The 21,845-nt window shown below is 69.7% G+C and carries 16 protein-coding genes; 13 read left to right on the forward strand and 3 right to left on the reverse strand.

What is annotated here, in order from left to right; translation table 11 throughout:
* Positions 1–39: 39 nt before the first annotated feature.
* Positions 40–1,230 (reverse strand): PAS domain-containing protein, encoded by a 1,191-nt coding sequence (locus tag POL72_RS40660; protein ID WP_272102234.1) that lies wholly within the window; start codon positions 1,228–1,230, stop codon positions 40–42.
* Positions 1,231–2,178: 948 nt separating this feature from the next.
* Here POL72_RS40660 and POL72_RS40665 point away from each other — a divergent pair.
* From POL72_RS40665 to POL72_RS40700, 8 genes are all read left to right on the forward strand, one after another.
* Positions 2,179–2,703, forward strand: coding sequence for a GNAT family N-acetyltransferase (locus tag POL72_RS40665; protein WP_272102235.1), 525 nt, complete (start codon positions 2,179–2,181; stop codon positions 2,701–2,703).
* Positions 2,704–2,759: 56 nt separating this feature from the next.
* A complete protein-coding gene (locus POL72_RS40670; protein WP_272102236.1) occupies positions 2,760–3,065 on the forward strand; it encodes a MafI family immunity protein in 306 nt (101 codons plus the stop codon).
* Complete coding sequence (locus POL72_RS40675) at positions 3,062–3,607, forward strand: GNAT family N-acetyltransferase (RefSeq protein WP_272102237.1); 546 nt, start codon at positions 3,062–3,064, stop codon at positions 3,605–3,607. Before POL72_RS40670 ends, POL72_RS40675 begins: the two co-directional genes overlap by 4 nt.
* Positions 3,608–3,727: 120 nt before the next feature.
* Positions 3,728–4,522 (forward strand): glutathione S-transferase family protein, encoded by a 795-nt coding sequence (locus POL72_RS40680; RefSeq protein WP_272102238.1) that lies wholly within the window; start codon positions 3,728–3,730, stop codon positions 4,520–4,522.
* Positions 4,523–4,668: 146 nt separating this feature from the next.
* Positions 4,669–5,226 (forward strand): flavin reductase family protein, encoded by a 558-nt coding sequence (locus tag POL72_RS40685; RefSeq protein ID WP_272102239.1) that lies wholly within the window; start codon positions 4,669–4,671, stop codon positions 5,224–5,226.
* 455 nt (positions 5,227–5,681) lie between these two features.
* Complete coding sequence (gene parA / locus POL72_RS40690) at positions 5,682–6,365, forward strand: ParA family partition ATPase (RefSeq protein WP_272102240.1); 684 nt, start codon at positions 5,682–5,684, stop codon at positions 6,363–6,365.
* Entirely contained in the window at positions 6,316–6,990 is a 675-nt protein-coding gene (locus POL72_RS40695; protein WP_272102241.1) for a hypothetical protein, read from the forward strand. The genes parA and POL72_RS40695 overlap by 50 nt, the downstream gene beginning before the upstream one ends.
* 105 nt (positions 6,991–7,095) lie before the next feature.
* Positions 7,096–7,518, forward strand: a complete 423-nt coding sequence (locus POL72_RS40700; protein WP_272102242.1) for a response regulator — start codon at positions 7,096–7,098, stop codon at positions 7,516–7,518.
* A 147-nt stretch (positions 7,519–7,665) separates the two neighbouring features.
* On the opposite strand, the gene POL72_RS51050 is transcribed toward POL72_RS40700, so the two are convergent.
* Together POL72_RS51050 and POL72_RS40710 are read right to left on the reverse strand one after the other, a co-directional pair.
* The gene (locus POL72_RS51050; protein ID WP_272102243.1) at positions 7,666–10,635 is read right to left on the reverse strand and encodes a HEAT repeat domain-containing protein; all 2,970 of its coding nucleotides are present in this window, start codon (positions 10,633–10,635) and stop codon (positions 7,666–7,668) included.
* 184 nt (positions 10,636–10,819) lie between these two features.
* Positions 10,820–11,950, reverse strand: coding sequence for an alkene reductase (locus tag POL72_RS40710; RefSeq protein ID WP_272102244.1), 1,131 nt, complete (start codon positions 11,948–11,950; stop codon positions 10,820–10,822).
* Positions 11,951–12,092: 142 nt separating this feature from the next.
* Between POL72_RS40710 and POL72_RS40715 the strand changes: the two genes are divergently transcribed.
* The 5 genes from POL72_RS40715 to POL72_RS40735 all read left to right on the forward strand — a co-directional run bounded on the left by POL72_RS40715 (position 12,093) and on the right by POL72_RS40735 (position 21,562).
* Positions 12,093–12,467, forward strand: a complete 375-nt coding sequence (locus POL72_RS40715) for a winged helix-turn-helix transcriptional regulator (protein ID WP_272102245.1) — start codon at positions 12,093–12,095, stop codon at positions 12,465–12,467.
* Positions 12,468–12,898: 431 nt separating this feature from the next.
* Complete coding sequence (locus POL72_RS40720) at positions 12,899–14,473, forward strand: sensor histidine kinase (protein ID WP_272102246.1); 1,575 nt, start codon at positions 12,899–12,901, stop codon at positions 14,471–14,473.
* Positions 14,470–14,910 carry a response regulator gene (locus POL72_RS40725; protein ID WP_272102247.1) on the forward strand — a complete coding sequence of 147 codons (441 nt, stop codon included), beginning with the start codon at positions 14,470–14,472 and terminating at the stop codon, positions 14,908–14,910. Before POL72_RS40720 ends, POL72_RS40725 begins: the two co-directional genes overlap by 4 nt.
* A 114-nt stretch (positions 14,911–15,024) precedes the next feature.
* Positions 15,025–19,356, forward strand: a complete 4,332-nt coding sequence (locus tag POL72_RS40730) for a HAMP domain-containing protein (RefSeq protein ID WP_276597809.1) — start codon at positions 15,025–15,027, stop codon at positions 19,354–19,356.
* 16 nt (positions 19,357–19,372) lie between these two features.
* Positions 19,373–21,562 (forward strand): ATP-binding protein, encoded by a 2,190-nt coding sequence (locus POL72_RS40735; RefSeq protein ID WP_308738140.1) that lies wholly within the window; start codon positions 19,373–19,375, stop codon positions 21,560–21,562.
* The last annotated feature ends 283 nt before the right edge of the window (positions 21,563–21,845 follow it).

A 21,845-nucleotide genomic window follows, 5' to 3' on the forward strand; every position in this document is an offset into this window, starting at 1 on the left:
ATCTCCCCGACCTCCAAGGCCAGCCTCGTGTCCTGGACCTCAGCGCCCGTCGCTTCCCGGGAGCCTCGGCGCTGCGCCCCCGGGGGCGCGCGGCGGCGCTCCGGGCGGCGCCGCGCCGTCCGCTGCCACGCGCCGCATGCAGAGCTTCAGGCCCGCGCGGAGATTTCCGACGGTCGCGATGCCCGACAGATCGAGCCCGAGGGAGACCATCGTCTGCGCCACGTTGGGCCGGATGCCCGTGATGACCCCCTCGGCGCCCAGGAGCCGGATGGCGCGGATGAGCTCGATGAGATAACTCGCTGTCTCCGTGTCGACGACCTCGACGCCGGTGAGGTCCAGGATCGCGAAGCGGGCCCGCTTGTCCACGATGGCGGCCAGGAGGTCGTCCATCACGTCGGCGGCCCTCCTGCTGTCGACGACGCCCACCATCGGGAGGGTCAGCACGCTGTCCCAGACCTCGATGATGGGCGTCGACAGATCGCGGATCACCTGTTGCTGGCGCTCGATGAGGTCGAGCCGCGCCTTCAGCTCGTCTTCCCTGACCTTCGCCTCGGTGGCGTCGAGCGTGAAGCTGACCGCGCCGTTGCGCTCCCCGCGCTCGTCGGTCAGCGGGACGAGCCACGTCTCCCAGGCCATCCCGAACGCCTCGACGCGCGTGCGGACGAACTCGCCCCGGACCGCCCTGCGCATCGGCTCCATGTCCATCGGCGCGGGAGGTTCGTCGAACACGTTCAATCCGACGAACTGGCCCGATCGGAGGCCGAGGGACTGGAGCGTCTTGCCCTCGTGAAAGGTGCAGACTCCATCCCGATCCATCCGGGTCACGGCCGCATCCACGGTGCCGAGGATGGCCCGGAGGATCATGTCGCCCTCCTTGAACTTCTCGACGGCCTCGACCTGCTCCGTGACATCCTGCCCGAAGCAGAGCAGCCGAATCGGCTCGCCGCCGTCGTCGAGCACGGGCGCATACCGCCACTCGCACACGACAACGCGCCCGTCCTTGCGGGCGTGGGTGCAGCGGAGCGGGGCGCTCTCTTTCCCGAGCGCACGCCCGAAGGTCTCGGCGTCCGGCTCGCTCACGATCGTGTCCGCGAGGCGGCGGCCCACCGCTTCGTCAGCGGTATATCCAAAGATGCGTTCTGCCTCGGCGTTCCACTCGGCGACCACGAGCTCGTCGAGGTTCCCCGCGCACTCGATCACCGCGAAAGGCGCGCTGCGGACAGCCCTCATGTAACTCGCGGCGAGGCCCGGAGATCCGGGAGCAGTCCCTGTGCTCATCATCTTTCGTCCAAGGTAAACGGGGCTGGCTGTCGGTGTCGAGGACGAGCGACGGGAGGCCGGCAGGGAGGACGATAGGTGAGCCGAGCTTGTGAGATGAACTTCGTTGGGGCGCAAATGCGGACTTCCGCAGGCGGGCGTGACCTGACCGACGGTGGGGCGGGTTGCTGTGAGCCGCGCGTGGGCGCGCGCAGGGACAGGGCGCGGATGCGCTTCGCCGGCGGGTGTGCAGGCGGCCGCCGCCCAACCTGGGTCGCCCAGGGGGTTCCAGCCTGCGGGGTCGCCCCCATGTGCCGCCGCCAACCTGGGCCGCCCCGCGGGGTCGAGCCCTTCGAGGCACAAGGCACACATGGAGCGGGGGCCGCCGTCATGTTGCGGCGGACCTTGGTGACGGCACGGACCGGGGCGAGCTGCGCGACGCCTTGGTCTGAAGGTAGCCCAACGCGGGTCGTGAGCGGCCGTGAAGTGGGTGTTCCTCGCGACCCGGACGTATCCGCGCGGCGAGACCGGTCAAGTGCGGCGGCGCCACTCGCACGAGACGGTGCTTCAGCGGGTGGCGCGCGTCGCGGAGCTCGCGAATCCCCTCTGGTGTGCCCATTCGTGAACGGTTACGTTCGACAGGACGAGGAGGCGCGGCGTCTACCATGAACGCGATCGACTACCGCACGGGTGATGCGACAGATCCCGTCGGAGAGGGCGCAAGGATCATCTGCCACGTCTGCAACCGCCCGGCTCACGGAGCACGCGCAGCGTGTCAGCGCATCAATCCATATGCCAAGGATCGGTTGCGGCCTGGCGGGGAGTGGCCAGAGGTCGAGTCCATTGTCCAGAGAACGTTCTGTGCCGCCGGACTGTCCGTGCACATTTATGACCTCTAGCGCAGGGATCGATACCAAGAAGATGAAGCTCATACGCGCAGAAGACAGCCATGTGATGGCGATGAGGAAATGGTTCCCCGATCGGCGAAGCTGCGAGATATGGGGTGGTCCGCAGTTCAGGCTCCCGTTTACGGACAGCACCTTCCTGGAGGACACGCGTAGCCATGTGCTGCCCTCCTATGTGATGCTCGGAGCTGGTGACCAGCTTCTCGGTTTTGGCCAGTATTACCTGAGGGCCGGTCGCTGTCATCTCGGACGGCTCGTGATATCGCCCGAGCACCGGGGTGCGGGGCTGGGCCGGTGGCTCGTCGGTGGCCTTGTCGAGCTTGGCGTTCAGGAGCTCGGCGTCGGCGAATGCTCCTTGTTCGTCGTTGCGGACAACACGCCCGCAATGCGGTTATACCGGAGGCTGGGCTTCGTGGAAAGCCCGTACCCGGAAGATGACCCCGGCGTCGCATCCTTCGTGTATATGGTGGTGCTCGCAACCCGACTGGCAGAGCTGCGCCTGGGTGCCCAGCGAGGCGCTGCGAGCGACGCGCGAGATTGAGCGCGGACGCTGGGCCTGCGCCAGCTTCATTGCACCCTATCGAGGCCGTCGACCCTGTGACGAAACAAGAGATCCAAGCCTTATGCGCTGTCGCGCTTGAGTCCTTCAAGGACGTGCTCCCCCCAGAGCGCTTCCGCGATGCGCACGACTGGGTTCACCGGTACGGGGAGTGGGGGCTCGCCATGGAGCACGTCATCGACTGGATCGCCGACCTCGATCTCCCGGTCGACCAAGCCCAGTTTGACGCCATCGAGCGCGCCATGGCGGCGATGGGATGGGCTGAGAGCTCGAGGATGAAGTGGCTCCGAGGGTATCTCGCGGCGCTCGGATCGCGGAATTCTCAGGAGGGTGAGTCCGCATGAAGCTTCACGAGCGCCATGCTGTGCATGGCGCCCTGCAGGAGGAAAGCCAGTTGCCTGAGCTCCATTTCCGCCGTTCCCATCCCGAGGACGCGGCCCGCCTTCAGGACATCCGGCGCGCGGCCTTTGCTCCCGTGTTCGCGTCGTTCCGCTCGATCCTCGGCGACGATCTCTACGAACTTGCGCAGCGGCGAGACGACGAAGCGCAGGAAGGGCTGCTGACGTCGCTGATGGCGGCCGACTCGGGCTGGGAGCTGTACGTGGCGCAATCCGGCGACGAGGTCGTCGGCTTCGTGGCGCTTCGGCTCGCTCCGGAGACGCTTGTAGGCGAGATCGGCCTCAATGCCGTCGACCCCGCGCAGGCCGGCAACGGAATCGGCACGGCGATGTACGAGTTCGCGGCGGCGTGCCTGAAGCAGGCCGGGATGAAGGTCGCCACCGTCGGAACCGGCGGCGATCCGAGCCACGCTCCGGCGCGACGCGCGTACCGGAAGGCGGGGTTCGACATCGAAATCCCCAGCGTGTGGATGTACCGCAAGCTCTGATCTGGTCAGCACGTCGACGCGCGCGCGGCTCGCGTCGCCCTCCGACAGCGAGGCGCAGCCGAGCAGATCGCCGCCTGGCCAGGCACCTGCTCGGGCGCGGCGGTGGTACGCTGCGGCGCGATGAGCGCTTCCGCGAGCCCCGCACGCCTCCGCCTCCATCACGCTGCCTCGTCGTACTACTCGATGATCGCGCGCCTCGCGCTGGTCGAGCGCGGCGTCCCCTTCGAATCGGTGAGCGTCGACATCCACCGCAGGGCGCAGCAGCTCGCGCCGGACTACGCGCGCCTCAACCCGAACCTGACGGTGCCGACGCTGCAGGTCGACGGCCGCGTGCTCTCGCAGAGCCGCGACATCCTCCTGTTCGCGTTCGGCACGACCGAGGCCGCGCTCGACGACGCGACGCGGGGCTGGCTCGACCGCCACTACGCCTTCCCCATCGAGGAGCTCACGTTCGGGTGGCTGCTCTCGTGGAACCCGCTCGCGCGACCGGCCGTGCGAAGGACGCTCGTGGCGACGGAGAAGCGCCTGCGCCAGCTCGCGACCGAGCACGCGGACCTCGCGGACATCTACGCGCGGCGGGCCGAGGTGTTCGCCGGGCGCATCAAGACGTTTGACCCGGAGGGCGTGGTGGCGATGTTCGGCGAGCGCAAGCACGCGGCGTTCGAGCTCCTGGACGCGCTCGATGATGCGCTCGCGGATGGGCGCGAGTCGCTCGTCCCCGGTGGTTACGGGCCCGCGGACGTGGTGTGGACCGTGTTCCTCGCACGGATGGGCTTCGTGCGCCTCGACGCCGAGATCGCCAGGCGAGCACACCTCGCCCGGTATGCGAAGGCCGTCAAGGCGCGGCCGAGCTTTCGCGAGGCGGACGTCTGGGACCGGTTGAGCCCGCTGAAGTTGCTCAAACAGGTGCTCTGACGCCGCTCGTGCGCTGGTAGCCGACGTTGCTGCCCGCGATGCGCATGGCACAATGCGCTTTGCCGCCGAGCAGGTCGCTGCCGATCGGCCATGCGGGCAGTCAGGGTCCGGCCTGCTCGTCGTGCATCCGTGCGTCGGGTGATCGCATGAAGACCTACAAGAAGGCAGATTTTCCTGTCGCGAACGTCCGGCGCTTCCTGGAGCCGGGTCCTGTGGTGCTGGTGAGCTCTGCGCACAAGGGCCAGCGGAACATCATGACGATGGGCTGGCACATGGTCATGATGCAGGAGCCGTCCCTCGTGGGGTGCTTCCTCTGGGACCAGAACGATAGCTATGAGATGGTGCGGCGCAGCAAGGAGTGCGTGATCAACGTGCCCACGGTCGATCTCGTGCGCGCCGTCATCGGGATAGGGAACAGCCACGGATCCGAGGTCGACAAGTTCGAGCAGTTCGGGCTCACCGCCGTCGAGGCGACGAAGGTCGGCGCGCCCCTCATCGCCGAGTGTTATGCGAGCTTCGAGTGCAAGCTCGTCGATACGAGCGCCGTCAAGCGCTTCAGCCTGTTCGTCTTCGAGGTGGTGAAGGCGCACGTCGCGACATCGCCGCGCTATCCGACGACCGTCCACTACCGCGGCGACGGGGTGTTCATGGTGTCCGGTCGCAACGTCAGCTACCGGAGGCTCTTCAAACCGGAGAACCTGTAGGTCGCCCGGCGCAGGACTGCAACGTCGCTTCCCGAGGCCCCGCTGCCGCGATCCGCAGCTCCCGCACCCCGAGGCCGACCGTCCGAAGTGTTATCGCTGCCGCTTCGATTCAATCGCCTGCGCGATCCGGCAATGGCTCCCGCCCGCTCGCCCGCCAGCGCCGTGCGCGCCCGCAGCGACGAAGCGCGGCGGGCGCACCGGAGGCGCCGCTCGCGCGCCGTGCGCACCTCTTCCGTGAGCATCCTCATCATGACGGCTATGCGACGCGCGCGAGGAGACGCTCCCGCCGGATAGAGAGCTGAACAACCTCTTGCGATGTGCCGGCCAACCCGCCGACACGACCGAGAAATCAACGTCCTCGTCGGGAATTCCCCTCAGGACGGCTCGGTAGAAGCCCTGTCCGCGCTTGCAAGAAAGTGGACCGCGCGGCGAAGGTTCTGCTAGGGGGGTCTATCATGATCATCGCGCTCACCGGACAGAAAGGTGGGATCGGCAAGAGCACCACGGCCGTGAGCCTCGCCGTGGCCGCGCTGGCGAACGGCCGGCGTGTGCTGCTCGTCGACGCCGATCCCCAGGGGACCGTCCGCACGTGGGGCGACGTGGCCGCCGAGGCGGGGCACGATACGCCGACCGTCATGGCCATGGGCGCCTCGATGCACAAGCCGGGACAGCTGCCGGAAGTCGCCGCCGCCTACGACCTCACCGTCATCGATTGCCCGCCGCGCCACGGCGAGATCGCGCGATCGGCGCTCATGGTCGCCGACATCGCCATCTACCCCTGCGGCCCCACGGCCGCGGACGCGTGGGCCCTCACCGCAGCGCTCGAGGTGTTCCGCGAGGCCGCCGCGCTGCGGAGCGCGCTCAAGGGCTGCATCCTCATCACACGCAAGCAAGGCCGCACGGCGCTCGGCAAATCGGCGCGCGCGGTGCTCGAGACGTCGGGCTTGCCGGTGCTCTCCACGGAGCTCGGCTATCGCATCGCCTACCAGGAGTCCCTCGCCTGCGGGCAAGGGGTGACGGGCTACGCACCGCGGGACGCCGCGGCCAGAGAGATCACCCACCTTCTCGAAGAACTGGAGAAGCTTCACCATGGCCAAAAAGCAAGTCGCGGTCTCGCTACGAAAGCCGCCGTCGCCTGAAAAGGCCGACGCGTTCGTCGCGGGCGGCGAGGGCGGCAAAGCGGCAGACGACGTCGTGAGGTCGAGGCCCGCCGCAGATCCGCGCGCGCACGACGGCGAGAAGCCCGTCGAGGCGCGCCACGAGCGAGCGCCGGAGGCGCCCGAGGCGCAGCAGGAGCGCTCGCAGGAGGCGCGTCCAGACGCCGAGCCGCCCGCGGCGACGGCGCCGCAGGCGGCGAGCGCCGCCGCCGGGCCCCAGGCGCTCGCCACCACCTCGGAGCCGCACGCCGGCCCGCCGGTGCTCCTCGGGAACGACGGCCGCTCCCGGCGCGCGGTCACCGTCTACCTGCCCGATCCGCTCGCGGATCGGCTGCTGCTCCATTGCATCGAGAACGATCGCGACATGAGCAACCTGGTCGGCGAGGCGGTCGAGGTCCACCTCGACAAGCGCCTCGGACCGGCGTCCGTCTCCGCGGCCCCGGCCGAGGCCGCCGCCGCCCCCCGCGAGGCGCCGCCCCCGAGCGCGAGCTACCGCACCGAACCGTTCCGTCCGGCGGACACCGGCCCGAAAGGGCGGGTCGGTCGCGTGGTCCAGGTCGGCCGGGTGCTGATGACGCTCTGGCGGCAGCGGCCCAGGGCGAGCTGACCGACCCGCGCGCATCGACTCCGCCCCTCTCGCACCTGACTGGCGCGGCCGCCTCGACAGGAGTTGACGTTCGCGTCCGTCTCGCCAATGAGAAGCTAGGAGACAATGGACGTCGAAGAAAAACTCTTGAACATCCTCCTCGTCGAAGACGACGACGTCGACGTGATGAACGTCCGCCGGGCGTTCAAGCGGAACAATATCTCGAATCCCCTCTGGGTCGCCGGGAACGGCGTCGAGGCCCTCGAGATGCTGCGCAGCGGCGTCGTCCCGGTGGAGCGGCGCCTCATCCTGCTCGACCTGAACATGCCCAAGATGAACGGGATCGAGTTCCTGCGCGAGCTGCGGGCCGATCCAGAGCTCGGGGCCACGTCGGTTGTCGTGTTGACCACATCGAACGACGATCGCGACAAGGTGGGAGCCTACAACCTCAACGTCGCTGGCTATCTCCTCAAGCCGGTCACATTCCTCAGCTTCGTCGAGCTCATGGCGGCGCTGAACAAGTACTGGAGACTTGTGGAGCTACCGTAGCGAAACACATCGTCTTTCTCGTTCTTGTCGTGACGGCGAGCGCCCCGCGCGGCGCGCGCACACACGCGGTCGGAGCGTCGGCCGAGGAGGCGTCCGCCGAGATCCCGTGCGTCGCGCGTTGAGCGGAGGCGGCCCGGGGAAGCGCGGCTACTTGCTGCGCTTGACGACGCCGAGCGCCTTCTGCGCCGCCTTGACGGCCGCCTGCGCTTCCTTGCCGGGGGCGCTCGAGAGCGCCGCGATGAGCGCCGTCGCGACCTCGCGCCGGCTGTGCGCGTGCACGTCCGCGAGCTTCAGGTAGAGCTGCGCCTTGTCGGCGAGATCGGCGTCGCCGCGCCGCGCCTCGATCCGCTCGACGAGGCAGGCGGCCACCGCGGCGTCGTCCATCTTCTTCAGCGCGTCGAGCGCCGCCGCGCGCTTCGCGAGCTCCGGCCGGGCCTCGATGAGGTCCACGAGCGGCGTGAGCGCCACGGGGCCGAACGCGCGGATCGCGTCCGCCACGATGCCGGGCTTGTAGCCGTCGGCGTAGGCCGAGAGGAGCTCGCTCAGCCCGCGGACGTCGCCGAGGAAGCCGAGCGCGTACGCGGCGATCTTCGCCTCCTGCTCGTTCTCGCTCCGGCTCGCCAGCATCCGGACGAAGGTCTCGACCATCTCGACGTCGCCGAGCTGCGCCAGCGCGTAGGCGGCCTCCTCGCGGACGCCGCGGGCGACGTCCCCGTAGAATGCGCGGCGGAGCGCCGGCAGCGCGGCGAGGTCGCCCAGCTCGGAGAGCGCCTTCAGCGCCTCGAGCCGCTCCTCCTTGGTCGGCGCGGCGCCCAGCGTCTTCGCGAGCTCGTGCACGCGCCCGAGCCGCGCGGCGCGCCGCGCGCGCACCCAGTCGCCCCCCGGCCCGGCCGGCTGCGTGGCGTGCGTGACGTGCGCGACGTCGATCACGTCGAGCGCGTCGCGGGCGAGCGCCCGCAGGCCGGCGTCCTTCGCGTGCTCCTCGACCTTGCGGAGCATCGCCGTGGCCTCGGCGCGGGCCGGGCCGCCGTGCAGAACGACCGCCTGCAGCACCCGCACCGCCGTCAGCTTCGCCACGCGGCCCGCCTTCACCGTGAGCGCCTTCTCCGCGGCGGCGATCGCCTCCGCCCCGAGCGGCGCGAACGTCCTCGCGATGGTCGGCGTCGCGGTGCCGTCCGCCCAGATCGGGAAGATGTTCGCCACGAGCTCGCTCGCCGGCAGCGCCGCGTAGTAGCGCGCGTGGTGGACCGCGGCGACGTAGCGGTTCATCGCGCCCGCCGCGCGCCGACGTGCCACCTCGTCCGGGGAGAGCGCCTCGTCGGGCCGCGCCACGGCGACGCTCTCGTAGGTCGGCACGCGCTCGGTCGAGGCGCGGTCGATCTGCGTCGCGCCGGCCAGGCGGACGAGCGCCATCTCGAGCACCTGGTAGAGCTTGATGAAGTCGTCGAGCCGATCGGCCGGCTCGGTCCGCTGCGGCAGCGCCTGGAGCAGCGCGGCCTGCTTCTCGAGGCGGAGGTCGCGCAGCCGCGCGGCCAGCGGGTCGGTCGCGCGCGCGCTGAGCCCGGTCAGGCCCGTGACGAGCGCCTCGGCGAGCTCCTCGCGGACCTCGCCGAGCGCGATGGCCGCGGGCGAGGCGCCCGCCTCGCGGGCGGCGGCGTTCCACGCGGAGCCCTCGAGCGGCCCGCCCCGCGCCGCGCTCCCCTGCTCGGCGCCCTGATCGAAGACAGCGCGCAGCTCCAGGCCGAGCGGCCCCTCGACGACAGCGGCGAGCGGCCACAGCGTGGGCAGCGCGGCGTCGATGCCGACGTCCCCGAGCAGCGCGCGGAGCCGCGCGTCGCGGAGCGAGCCGGCGAGCCGCTCCTCGAGCGCCGGGTCGTCGGGCAGGTGGAGCGCCTCCCCCTTGTCGTCGACGGCCGAGAGCCGCGCGCCGCGCGCGAAGAGCGTGTCGGTGAGCACCGCCACGGGCACGAGGTCGGGCGCGAAGACGTCCTTGCGGTGCTCCTGGAGCGCCGCGAGCGCCGCGCCGACGTCGGGCAGCGCCCGCGCGAGCACGGACTCGAGGGCGCCGGCGTCGAGCGGGCGCTTGTCGCCGAGATCGCTGAAGTCGACGCGCAGCGGCGGGTAGCCCGGGTAGGTCGTCGCGCGCGCCCCGGCGAGCACCTCGCCGGCGAAGCTCCGCTTCGGCTCGGTCCGCTTCGCCAGGAACACCGGGAGGATCTGCTTCTCGCTGAAGTGGCGGCCGGACTCGAGGTCGATGAAGCGGCTCTCCCGGATGACGAAATCGTCGCTCGTCGTGCGCGTCGAGAAGGCGTACTCGACGAGCGTGAGGTCCCCGGCGGGCTTCCTGTCGGACGCCTTCCACGTCTTGCCGACGAGCTCCTCGACGTGGCGGTCGTCGAGCGGCTCGCCCGCGAGGTGCTTCTCCAGCTTGCGGGCGGTGAGCAGGAGATCGGCCATCACGTTGGCGTAGGCGACCGCCGGCAGCGCGCCGCGGGGAGCGCCTTTGGCCTGCCGGCCCCCCGCGGCCTGCCTGCGGAGCAGCGCGGCGAGGTCGAGCGTCCGCGCCGAGAGGCGCCGGAGGCGGTTCTCCCGGAGCGCCTCGGCGAGCTTCTCCATCTGCTCGATGCGGTCGCCCCCGATCGTCGCGACGCCGGACACGCCGAGCTCGCGCACGAGCGTGCCGACCTGCTCGACGCCGGACTTCATCATGGCCTGCGCGTTCGCGCTGCCCTTCTTCACGCTCTTGCGCGCGGTGTCCCCGCCCGGCGCGCCCGGCGGCGCCGCCTCGCTCACGGCGAACGACTCGGGCGCGCGCGCCCACGCGACGAGCAGCGCCGCCGCGTGCTTGCAGAACGCTGTGTTGAAGGTCCGCGCCGGGCAGGAGCAGCGCCCCTTGAACGCCGGCGCCGGCGCGTCGCTGTAGACGAGCGACACCTTGTAAGGCGAGGCTCCGGAGCCCTTGGCGTCGCAGAACAGCTTGTTCTCGTAGCGCGCGAGGTTCAGGAGCTGCCCGCCGTCGTAGAGCAGCGTGCCCTTCTTGAGCTCTCCCGCGTCCTGGATGAACGCCCGGAGCTCGCCGGCCCCGATGCGCTTCACGTCGCCCGGGGCCGCGCTCACGGCGCCTCCGCGGGCGAGCGCGCCGGGCGCGGCGACGTGGGGATCTCGTCGTTCGGGAGCAGCGGATAGGCGGCCGGCATCGGCCTGGAAGCCTATCACGGGCGACGGCGCGGGAGCTCTTCGCTGCCTCCGCTCGCCTCCCCCGGATCGGGCCATCGGCTCATGAGATCGGGCCCTCGGGCCGTCAGGCCGGCTGTGCGGCGGCGCTGGCGCGCTCCGCCGCGGCCTCGCCGAGGCGCGGGTAGTCGATGTAGCCGCGCGGGCCCTCGGAGTAGAAGGTCGCGACGTCGGGCGTGTTGAGCGGCGCGCGGCGCGACAGGCGCTCCGGAAGATCGGGGTTGGCCAGGAACGGCGCGCCGAAGGAGACGAGATCCGCCGCGCCGGTCCGCAGCGCTTCCTCCGCGGTCTCCAGCGTGTAGCCGCCGTTCACGACGAGGGCGCCGCGGAACCGCTCGCGGAGGAGGGGCGTCACCCGCTCCGCGGCGCCGAGCGCCTGCCCCGAGAGCGGCTCCACGACGTGCAGATAGACGACCTTGCGCGCCGAGAGCTCGGCGGCGACGTGGCCGAAGAGCGCCCTCGGATCGGAGTCGCTCATGTCGTTGAAGTCGGCCAGCGGCGAGACCCGCACGCCGACCCGGTCGGCGCCGAACACCCCGGTCACGGCCTCGGTGATCTCGAGCAGGAACCGCGCCCGGTTCTCGATCGAGCCGCCGTACCGATCCGTCCTCTGGTTCACGCCGTTCCGGAGGAACTGGTCGATGAGGTAGCCGTTCGCCGCGTGGATCTCGACTCCATCGAAGCCGGCCGCCTTGGCCCGGCGCGCGCCGTCCTCGAACCGCGCGATCACGCCGGCGATCTCGTCCGTCTCCAGGGCGCGCGGGGTGGTGTACGGCTGCGGGCCCTCGGGCGTGTACGCGTGGCCCTTGCGGATCGCGACGGCCGAGGACGAGACGGGCGCCTGCCGGTTCGGTTGGAACGAGGGGTGCGACGCCCGCCCGACGTGCCAGAGCTGGAGGAAGCCGCGCCCCCCCGCCCGGTGGATCGCGTCCGTCACGAGCCGCCACCCGGCGACCTGCGCGTCCGTGTGGATGCCAGGTGTGCGGAGATATCCCACGCCCTCCGGGGTGACCTGCGTCGCCTCGGTGATGATGAAGCCCGCAGAGGAGCGCTGCTCGTAGTACCGCGCGTTGAGCTCGGTCGGCACGTTGCCCTCGCCGGCGCGGCAGCGCGTCAGCGGCGCCATCACGAGGCGGTTCGGCAGCGAGAGGGGGCCGAGCGCGAAGGGGCTGAAGAGCAGGTCTTTGGCGGTGGTCACGATCGATGCTCCTTGCAAAGAAGATGTAGCTTCCGAAAGGGAAGTGGCATCCGTTCGGCGAGCATGATGAATCTGCACTGCACGATGTCAAGTCACTTCCCTTTTGGAAGTGAACAGGTCATGCTGGTGTCTGGGACGACACATGAAGCACGCGTGCCAGCACCTCTGCGAGAAGTTTCAGGTCGCGATGGACGTGCTCGCGAAGCCCTGGAACGGGCTCATCATTGCGACGCTCGAGGAGGGGGCGCTGCGCTTCGGCGAGATCGGCGAGCGGCTCGACGCGATCAGCGATCGGATGCTCTCCAGCCGGCTGAAGGAGCTCGAGGCGCTGGGCCTCGTGGTGCGGCGCGTCCTGCCGGGGCCCCCCGTGCGCGTGGAGTACGAGCTGACCGACGCCGGGCGGGGATTCGGCGAGGTGGCGCAGGCGATCTCGCGGTGGGGAGAGCGGCTCGCGGTGAGCGCGGCGCGCGGCGGAGGGGTGAAGCGTGGCGCGCGCGCGGCGCGGGCGGCACGGTGACGACCGCGGCGAACCGCGCGCGGGCGTCATCCACGTCATCCACGTAGCGTCCACGCAGGTCGCGTGACGGATGCCACGAAGGAGTCCGCCCGCTCCTGAGCAGCGCTCAGGCAATACCTGACGCCGAGCGCTCGTGCGGCGAGGTAGCGGCAAGGTAGCGAGATGAGCGCCTCTGTCGATCTCGAGGTTGCGCTTGCCGCTCCGGTGGAATGGTGATGTAATTCGAGGGCTTCGCATCTCGGTGGCTGATAAAATGGGGTGCAGATTCGTGGGATACGAGCTCAGCCGTTAGGCCGGCGAGCGAGGCGTACGAAAGTACGCTGCAGCGCGCCGAACGACGCGGATGAGCTCGCCAAATAGGAAGACGCACCCCGCGACAACGCGAAGCGTCAACGCGAGGGCGTCCCCTGGGGGTCGCGGTGGATCGCCGTATGGTACTGCAGCACCAGCGCCGACCGGGGGGGATGAGGCTCGCGCACCAGTTCTGGTTGTCTCTCGTCCTCCCCATCGCGATGGCCATCCTGCTGTATGGCATCTTCGCGTCGGCGCATCGCAAGCAGGTCCTGCGGGAGGAGGCCACGGCGGAGCTCCGCAACTACGCCACCCTGCTTCAGGCGTTCGTCGAGAGCGCGCTGCAGCGCAGGGACGTCGCGCTCGTCCGGCGGAGGGCAGAGGACTTCGCGAGCGCCGAGCGCATCCTTGGCATCGCCGCGTTCACCAGGGAAGGTGAGGCGATCTTCATCACGAAGGGAGTCGAGCGCGAAGCGGAGCGCCTCGAGCAGCTCGCGCGCCGGGCGTTCCTCGAAGGAGGCGACATCGAGGAGACAGCCAGCCTGGCCGAGCAATCCGTGCTGCTCCGCACGGTTTCCATCCGGCCGAGCAGCGCCAATCAGCCCCTGGTCGCCGTCCTGGTGCGCGATCGTCACTACGTCGAGGTGCTGGAGAGGACGTTGAACCACGGCCTCGCTGTGACCGGCGTCGTGCTGCTGCTGATCAGCGCGGTCGTCGCCGGGCTCGTCGGGCGCTTCACGGTCGCGCTCCCCGCGCGGGCCATCCTCGCCGGGGCCGAGCGCGTCGCGAGCGGCGATCTGGACGCGGCCGTGCCCGAGCGTGGCGCGGAGGAGCTCTCTCGCCTGGCGAGCGCCTTCAACACGATGACCTGTTCTCTCCGCGAGGCGCGGGAGCGCGCGGTGCGGGAGGAGGCGGCGCGTGTGAACGGCGAGCGCAAGCTGCAGCAGGCGCAGGCGCTCGCCGCCGCGGGGCAGGTGGCGACCTCGCTCGGCCATGAGATCGGCTCGCCGCTGAACGTGATCCATGGCCGCGCGCGCCGCGCGGCCGACCTGCCCGGCTGCCCAGAGCACCTGCGCGCCGAGCTGGAGACCATCGCGCGGCAATCCGAGCGGATCACGCGCGTCGTCTCTCGCCTCGTCTCCCTCGCTCGTCCGCCGAGACCGCAGCAGGCGGACAGCGATCTCCGGCGCGTCATCGACGATGTGGTCGCTTTCCTGGGCCCGGAGTGCAGGAGGCGCGGCATCGAGCCGAGCGTCCTGTGCCCGCTCGAGGGCGCCGCCAGGGTGCGCGTCGCCCTCGACTCCGATCGTCTGTTTCAGGTCGTGTTCAATCTGTGCCTGAACGCCGTGGAGGCCCAATCCCGCGGCGGCGAGCTCGTGGTGAGCGTCCTGCCCGAGTGCGATGGTCCAGCGGGCTCTAGCGTCGCCTGCTTCGAGGTCGCCGACGCGGGGCCGGGGATCCCCGCCGAGGATCTGCACCGGATCTTCGACCCGTTCTTCACGACGAAGGCGGCCGGCGGCGGGAGCGGGCTCGGGCTCGCGATCGTCCGTGGGATCGTCGAGGAAGCCGGCGGCTCGGTGGAGACCGCCGCCTCGGCGACAGGCGGGGCGCGCTTCAGGATCACCTTGCCCGCGATCGTGTCCGATTCACCGGCGAGCGCGGAAGCGAGCTCGGAGTCAAGTAGAGGGGGTAGAGAGGAAGGGCAGAAAGCATGAGTCTGAGCTCACCGAGCGTGTTGGTTGTCGAAGACGACGATGATCTCGGCCGGTTCGTCGTTGACATCGCCAAGGACCACGGCTACCAGGCGACGCACGTGGCCGATGCGATGTCGGGCCTCGGCCTGCTGCCGTCGGGGGACTTCGACCTGCTGATCACCGACATCCGCATGCCGGGGATGGACGGCATCGAGCTGATCGCGCGGGCGAAGAAGCAAGATCCGTCGCTGGCGATCATCGCGATCACCGCGTTCGGCTCCGTCGAGACCGGGATGCGCGCCCTCCGCGTCGGCGCCTCCGACTACCTCTCCAAACCTTTCCGCTCCGATGAGCTAAGCTCTCGCATGCGACGCGCGCTCGAGCGTCGCGCTCGCGATATCGAGCATGCTCGTCTCCAGCGGCAAGTCGCAGAAGTATTGCGCCGCGGCAAGTCGTGAAACGGCGGTACTCCAGGGTCTCATGACGCCGAGCTCCCCCGGCATCGACGAGGCCTGAACACCTGAAACGGGAACAAGCACTCCAGGCGCGCTATCGTCGTCAGGAAGGTGGTCATGCAATCGAACAACATCGCGGCGACCTCGAAGGACAAGCACGGGAGCGGGGCGAGCAAGAAGTCGCCGCCCCGCAAGCGCGGCGCCAACGGGAGCCACCTGGATGTGCGGGAGATGCAGCTCCAGGCGGTGCTGGAGGTGCTCAAGGCGGTGAAGGCCGGCAACTTCTCCGCGCGCGTCGGCATCGGCGAGGTGCCGGGGACGATCGGTCAGATCGCCGATGAGGTGAACGACGTCGTCCAGCAGCTGCAGACCGTCGGCTCGGAGATCACGCGCGTGGCGCGCGAGGTAGGCACGGAGGGCAAGCTGGGCGCGCAGGCGGAGGTGCAGGGCGTCAGCGGGACGTGGAAGGACCTCACGGACAACGTGAATGTCCTCGCGGGCAACCTGACGAACCAGGTGCGCAACATCGCGGTCGTGACGACGGCGGTGGCGAACGGCGACCTGTCGAAGCAGATCACGGTCGAGGCGAAGGGGGAGATCCTCGAGCTGAAGAACACCATCAACAAGATGGTGGAGCAGCTGCGCGCGTTCGCGTCGGAGGTGACGCGCGTCGCGCGCGAGGTAGGCACGGAGGGCAAGCTGGGCGCGCAGGCGGAGGTGCGCGGCGTCAGCGGGACGTGGAAGGACCTCACGGACAACGTGAATGTCCTCGCGGGCAACCTGACGAACCAGGTGCGCAACATCGCGGTCGTGACGACGGCGGTGGCGAACGGCGACCTGTCGAAGCAGATCACGGTCGAGGCGAAGGGGGAGATCCTCGAGCTGAAGAACACCATCAACAAGATGGTGGAGCAGCTGCGCGCGTTCGCGTCGGAGGTGACGCGCGTGGCGCGCGAGGTAGGCACCGAGGGCAAGCTGGGCGCGCAGGCGGAGGTGCGCGGCGTCAGCGGGACGTGGAAGGACCTCACGGACAACGTGAATGTCCTCGCGGGCAACCTGACGAACCAGGTGCGCAACATCGCGGTCGTGACGACGGCGGTGGCGAACGGCGACCTGTCGAAGCAGATCACGGTCGAGGCGAAGGGGGAGATCCTCGAGCTGAAGAACACCATCAACAAGATGGTGGAGCAGCTCCGGACGTTCGCCGCGGAGGTGACGCGCGTCGCGCGCGAGGTAGGCACGGACGGCAAGCTCGGCGGCCAGGCGCAGGTGCCGGGCGTCGCCGGCACGTGGAAGGACCTCACCGACAACGTGAACCAGCTCGCGGGCAACCTGACGAACCAGGTGCGCAACATCGCCCTCGTCACGACGGCCGTCGCCAAGGGCGATCTCTCTCAGAAGATCACCGCCGAGGCGAAGGGGGAGATCCTCGAGCTGAAGGACACCATCAACAAGATGGTGGAGCAGCTGCGCGCGTTCGCGTCGGAGGTGACGCGCGTCGCGCGCGAGGTAGGCACGGAGGGCAAGCTGGGCGCGCAGGCGGAGGTGCGCGGCGTCAGCGGGACGTGGAAGGACCTCACGGACAACGTGAATGTCCTCGCGGGCAACCTGACGAACCAGGTGCGCAACATCGCCCTCGTCACGAAGGCGGTCGCGAGCGGTGACCTGTCCCAGAAGATCGCGGTCGAGGCCAAGGGGGAGATCCTCGAGCTGAAGGACACCATCAACAAGATGGTCGATCAGCTGCGCGCGTTCGCCGCGGAGGTGACGCGCGTCGCGCGCGAGGTAGGCACGGACGGCAAGCTCGGCGGCCAGGCGCAGGTGCCGGGCGTCGCCGGCACGTGGAAGGACCTCACCGACAACGTGAACCAGCTCGCGGGCAACCTGACGAACCAGGTGCGCAACATCGCCCTCGTCACGAAGGCGGTCGCGAGCGGCGACCTGTCCCAGAAGATCACGGTCGAGGCCAAGGGGGAGATCCTCGAGCTGAAGGACACCATCAACAAGATGGTCGATCAGCTGCGCGCGTTCGCCGCGGAGGTGACGCGCGTCGCGCGCGAGGTAGGCACCGAGGGCAAGCTCGGCGGCCAGGCGCAGGTGCCCGGGGTCTCCGGCACGTGGAAGGACCTGACGGAGAACGTCAACGTCATGGCCTCGAACCTCACCTCGCAGGTGCGCGGCATCGCCAAGGTCGTGACCGCGGTCGCGAACGGCGATCTCCGCCAGAAGCTCGCCCTGGAGGCCAAGGGCGAGATCGCGTCGCTGGCGGACACCATCAACGACATGACCTACACGCTCCGCGTGTTCGCCGAGCAGGTGACCACGGTCGCGCGCGAGGTCGGCATCGAGGGCAAGCTCGGCGGCCAGGCCAAGGTGCCCGGCGCGGCCGGCACGTGGAGGGACCTCACCGACAACGTGAACCAGCTCGCGGGCAACCTCACCACGCAGGTGCGCGCCATCGCCGAGGTCGCGACCGCCGTGACGAAGGGCGACCTCACGCGGGCCATCTCGGTCGAGGCGCAGGGCGAGGTCCTCCAGCTGAAGGACAACATCAACCAGATGATCTCGAACCTGCGGGACACGACGCGCGCCAACCAGGAGCAGGACTGGCTGAAGACGAACCTGGCGCGCTTCTCCGGGATGATGGCCGGGCAGCGGACGATCGAGGCGCTCTCTCGCCTCATCATGTCCGAGGTGACGCCGCTCGTGTCGGCGCAGCACGGGGCCTTCTATGTGCTCGAGTCCGAGGAGAAGTACCCGGCGCTCAAGCTCACGTCGAGCTACGCGTTCCAGAAGCGCAAGGGCATCTCCAACCGGTTCGCGCTGGGCGAGGGGCTCGTCGGGCAGTGCGGCCTGGAGAAGAAGAGCATCGTCGTCACCGATCTCCCGGACGACTACATCCGGGTGAGCTCGGGCCTCGGCGACGCGCCGCCGCGCAACATCTGCGTCCTGCCGGTGCTCTTCGAGGGCGGCCTCAAGGCGGTCATCGAGCTGGCGAGCTTCCAGAACTTCACGCCCATCCACCTCACGTTCCTCGAGCAGCTCACGCAGTCGATCGGCGTCGTGTTCAACATGATCGGCGCCAGCATGAGGACGGAGGAGCTGCTCCAGGAGCTCCAGAGGTCCAACACCGAGCTCGGCTCGCGGTCGCAGGAGCTGGAGGAGAAGGCGTCGGAGCTCGAGATCAAGAACCGCGAGATCGCGCGCGCCAGCGCCTCTCTGGAGGAGAAGGCGAGGGAGCTGTCGCGCACGTCGAAGTACAAGTCCGAGTTCCTCGCGAACATGTCGCACGAGCTGCGCACCCCGCTGAACAGCCTGCTCATCCTCGCCAGGATCCTCGCGGACAACGAGGAGCACACGCTCACGTCGAAGCAGGTCGAGTACGCGAAGACGATCGCCGCGGCGGGGCAGGACCTCCTGCAGCTCATCAACGAGATCCTCGACCTCTCGAAGATCGAGGCCGGCAAGATCGACGTGAAGACGCAGCGGGTCTTGCTCTCCGAGCTGGCCGAGTACGTCGAGCGGAGCTTCCGGCAGATCGCCGAGCAGAAGGAGCTCGAGTTCTGGGTCCGGGTCGCGACCGGCGTCCCCGCGGGGATCATGACGGATCTGCAGCGGCTCCAGCAGATCCTGAAGAACCTGCTGTCCAACGCGTTCAAGTTCACGTCGTCCGGGCGGATCTCGCTCGAGATCGAGGTGGCCAGCAAGGCGCTCACGTTCAAGCGGGAGACGCTCATCAAGGCGAAGACCGTCGTGGCGTTCGCCGTCACCGACACGGGGATCGGCATCCCGGCGGAGAAGCAGACGCTCATCTTCGACGCGTTCCAGCAGGCCGACGCGTCGACCAGCCGCACCTACGGCGGCACAGGGCTCGGCCTGACGATCAGCCGGGAGCTGGCCAGCCTGCTCGGCGGGGAGATCTTGCTGAACAGCACGCCCGGGCTCGGCAGCAAGTTCACCCTGTACCTGCCTGCGGAGCGGACGGAGCAGAAGGGGACGAGGCCGGCGCGCGCCGAGCTGACCGAGCCGGTCGCGCCGCTCCTCACGAACGGCACCTCCTCGGTCGCGCTCGCGGGGCGCAGCGTGCTCGTCATCGACGATGACGCGCGCAACGTCTTCGCGATCACGAGCCTGCTCGAGCGGCGCGGGGCGCACGTGGTCCTGGCCGAGAACGCGAGGCACGGTATCGAAATCTTGCGCGACGCCGATTCGCCCATCGATATTGTCCTCATGGACATCATGATGCCCGAGCTCGACGGCTACGAGGCGACGCGGGAGATCCGGAGCGATCCCCGCTTCAACGAGCTGCCGATCATCGCGGTGACGGCCAAGGCGATGCCGGAAGATCGACAGAAGTGCCTGGACGCCGGCCTGAACGATTTCGTGGCCAAGCCGGTGGACGAGGGGCGGCTGATGTCGACGATCCTGCACTGGGTGCGGCCGGATTGAGCCACGGAGCCGCACCGTGTCTACCGCGCCCGCGACGACCAGCATTCTCCTAGTCGACGATCAGCCAGAGAACCTGACGGCGCTCAGGGCGATCCTGGCCGACGAGAGCTACCGCCTCGTGACCGCCGCGAGCGGGAAGGACGCGCTCCTCAGGATCCTGTCCGAGGATTTCGCGGTCATCCTGCTCGACGTGCGGCTGCCCGACATCGACGGCTTCGAGGTCGCCTCGCTCGTGAAGCAGCGGGAGCGGTCGCGCCACACGCCGATCATCTTCCTGACGGGGGCGACGGACGATCTCGCGGCCATTTACAGGGCGTACGCCGTGGGCGGCGTCGACTACCTCCTGAAGCCGCTCGAGCCGGAGGTCGTCCAGGCGAAGGTCGCCGTGTTCGTCGAGCTCCACCGGCGCGGCGAGCAGATCAAGGAGCAGGCGGAGCTCCTGCGCCAGGCCGAGCAGCGGCGGCGCGACGCCGAGGTCGAGGACCTCCGGCGCGCCGCGCAGGCGAGGTACCAGAACCTGGCCGACGCCATCCCGCAGTGCGTCTTCACGGCGAAGCTCGACGGCGGCATCGATTACGTGAGCTCGCGCTGGCTGGAGTACACGGGGCTCGCGTTCGAGGCGCTCCGCGGCTGGGGCTGGCAGGCCGCTGTACACCCGAACGATCTGAACCAGTTCGTCAGCAAGTGGCGGCGCTGCCTGGAGTCGGGCGAGCCCTTTCAGGGCGAGTGTCGCCTCAGGTCGATCCACGGCGCTTACCGGTGGCACCTGTGCCGGGCGGTGCCGGAGCGGGACGTCTGGAAGCGGGTGGTCGCCTGGCTCGGCAGCTTCACGGACATCGACGACGGCAAGCGCCACGAGCAGGAGCGCCTGCACCTCCTGACGCGCGAGCGGGCGGCCCGCGCGGAGGCCGAGGCCGCCGTGCGCCGCTCGGAGATCCTCGCGGAGGCGTCGAGCTCGTTCTCGGCGTCGCTCGACGAGCACAGCGTCGCGACGGCCCTCGTGCGCGTCGCCGCGGAGCGCATCTGCACCTGGTGCGTGCTCGACCTGCGGGAGGACGGCGGCGCGCGCAGGCTCGCGGCCGCTCATCGGGCCCGCGACGGGGCGCGGTTCATGGATCGGTTCGGCCCGAGGGAGCTCGCCTTGACCGCGGAGGGCGTCGGCGCGGTGCTCACGACCGGCCGCCCCGACCTGCGCGTCGAGTGCGCTCCGCGCGACGTCGCCGTGGCGCTCGACATCGACGATCGCGCCGTGATCCAGGAGATCGGCGCCAGCAGCTACCTGTGCGTGCCGCTCGTCACGCGCGGCGAGGTGCTCGGGGCGCTCAGCATGGTGTGGGTCGAGCCGGGCGAGCGCTTCGAGCCGCCCGACTTCGCGGTCGCCCTCGACGTCGCGCAGCGCGCGGCGCTCTGCCTCGAGAACGCCCGGCTGCTGCGGATGACGCGCGAAGCCGTGCAGATCCGCGAGGATTTCGTGGCGGTCGCCTCGCACGAGCTGAGGACGCCGCTCAGCGCGCTGGTGCTCCAGGTCCAGGGCCTCACGCGCGCCCTCCACCGGGCAGACGGCGGGCTGCCGGCGGATCAGGTGCTGGCGAAGCTCTCCCAGGCCGGCGGACAGATCGAGCGGCTCACGCGGCTCATCGACACGCTGCTCGACGTGGCGCGCATCAACAGCGGCCACCTCGAGCTCAGCCTCGATGACGTCGATCTGTGCGACGTGGCGCGCGAGGTGGCGGGCCGCCTCGAAGCCGAGCTGGAGCGGGCCGGCTGCACGCTCGATCTGGACATGCCGGTGACCGCGGTCGGCCGGTGGGACCGCCTGCGGATCGATCAGGTGATCACCAACCTGCTCATGAACGCCATCAAATACGGGCGGGGTAAGCCGATCCAGGTGCGCATCTCGGTGGATGGGCGGTCCGCGGTGCTCCAGGTGGCAGATCAGGGCATCGGGATCGCTCAGGAGTACATCGCCCGCATCTTCGGGCGCTTCGAGCGCGCGGCGCCGACCAGCTCGTATGGCGGGCTCGGTGTCGGCCTGTACATCGTGGACCAGATCCTGAGGGCTCACGGCGGCAGCATCCAGGTGGATAGCGCCCCGGGCATGGGGGCCAGATTCCAGGTGGCGTTGCCGCTCCCGCCCCGAGCGGCTGGTCCGTCCGGGCCCCTGGGCGAGCGCCCTGGATCGTCGTTGACCGGTCCCGCCGGCTGAGAGGCGCTCTCCTGAGCTCACCTGCCGTCCGTGGGGCAGGGATGCGGTCGCGCTGCGCCACCGTTGCAACCGGTGGTTTCAACCGTGAAAGACGGCTCACGGTCCCCCCGTGAAAAGCGGCGACGCCGGCATCCGGCCATCGTTGGCCTGCATCGTGCAACAAGCTCGTGACAGAGCGCCCGGTGCGACACCCGGGGGCAGTCCCTCGCCGATCACCACGGAGACACGGAGGCACGGAGCGAACCCAGACCCGTGCCTTCGTGCCTCCGTGGTGCATGCGTGC

The sequence above is a fragment of the Sorangium aterium genome (assembly GCF_028368935.1).
Lineage (GTDB): Bacteria > Myxococcota_A > Polyangia > Polyangiales > Polyangiaceae > Sorangium > Sorangium atrum.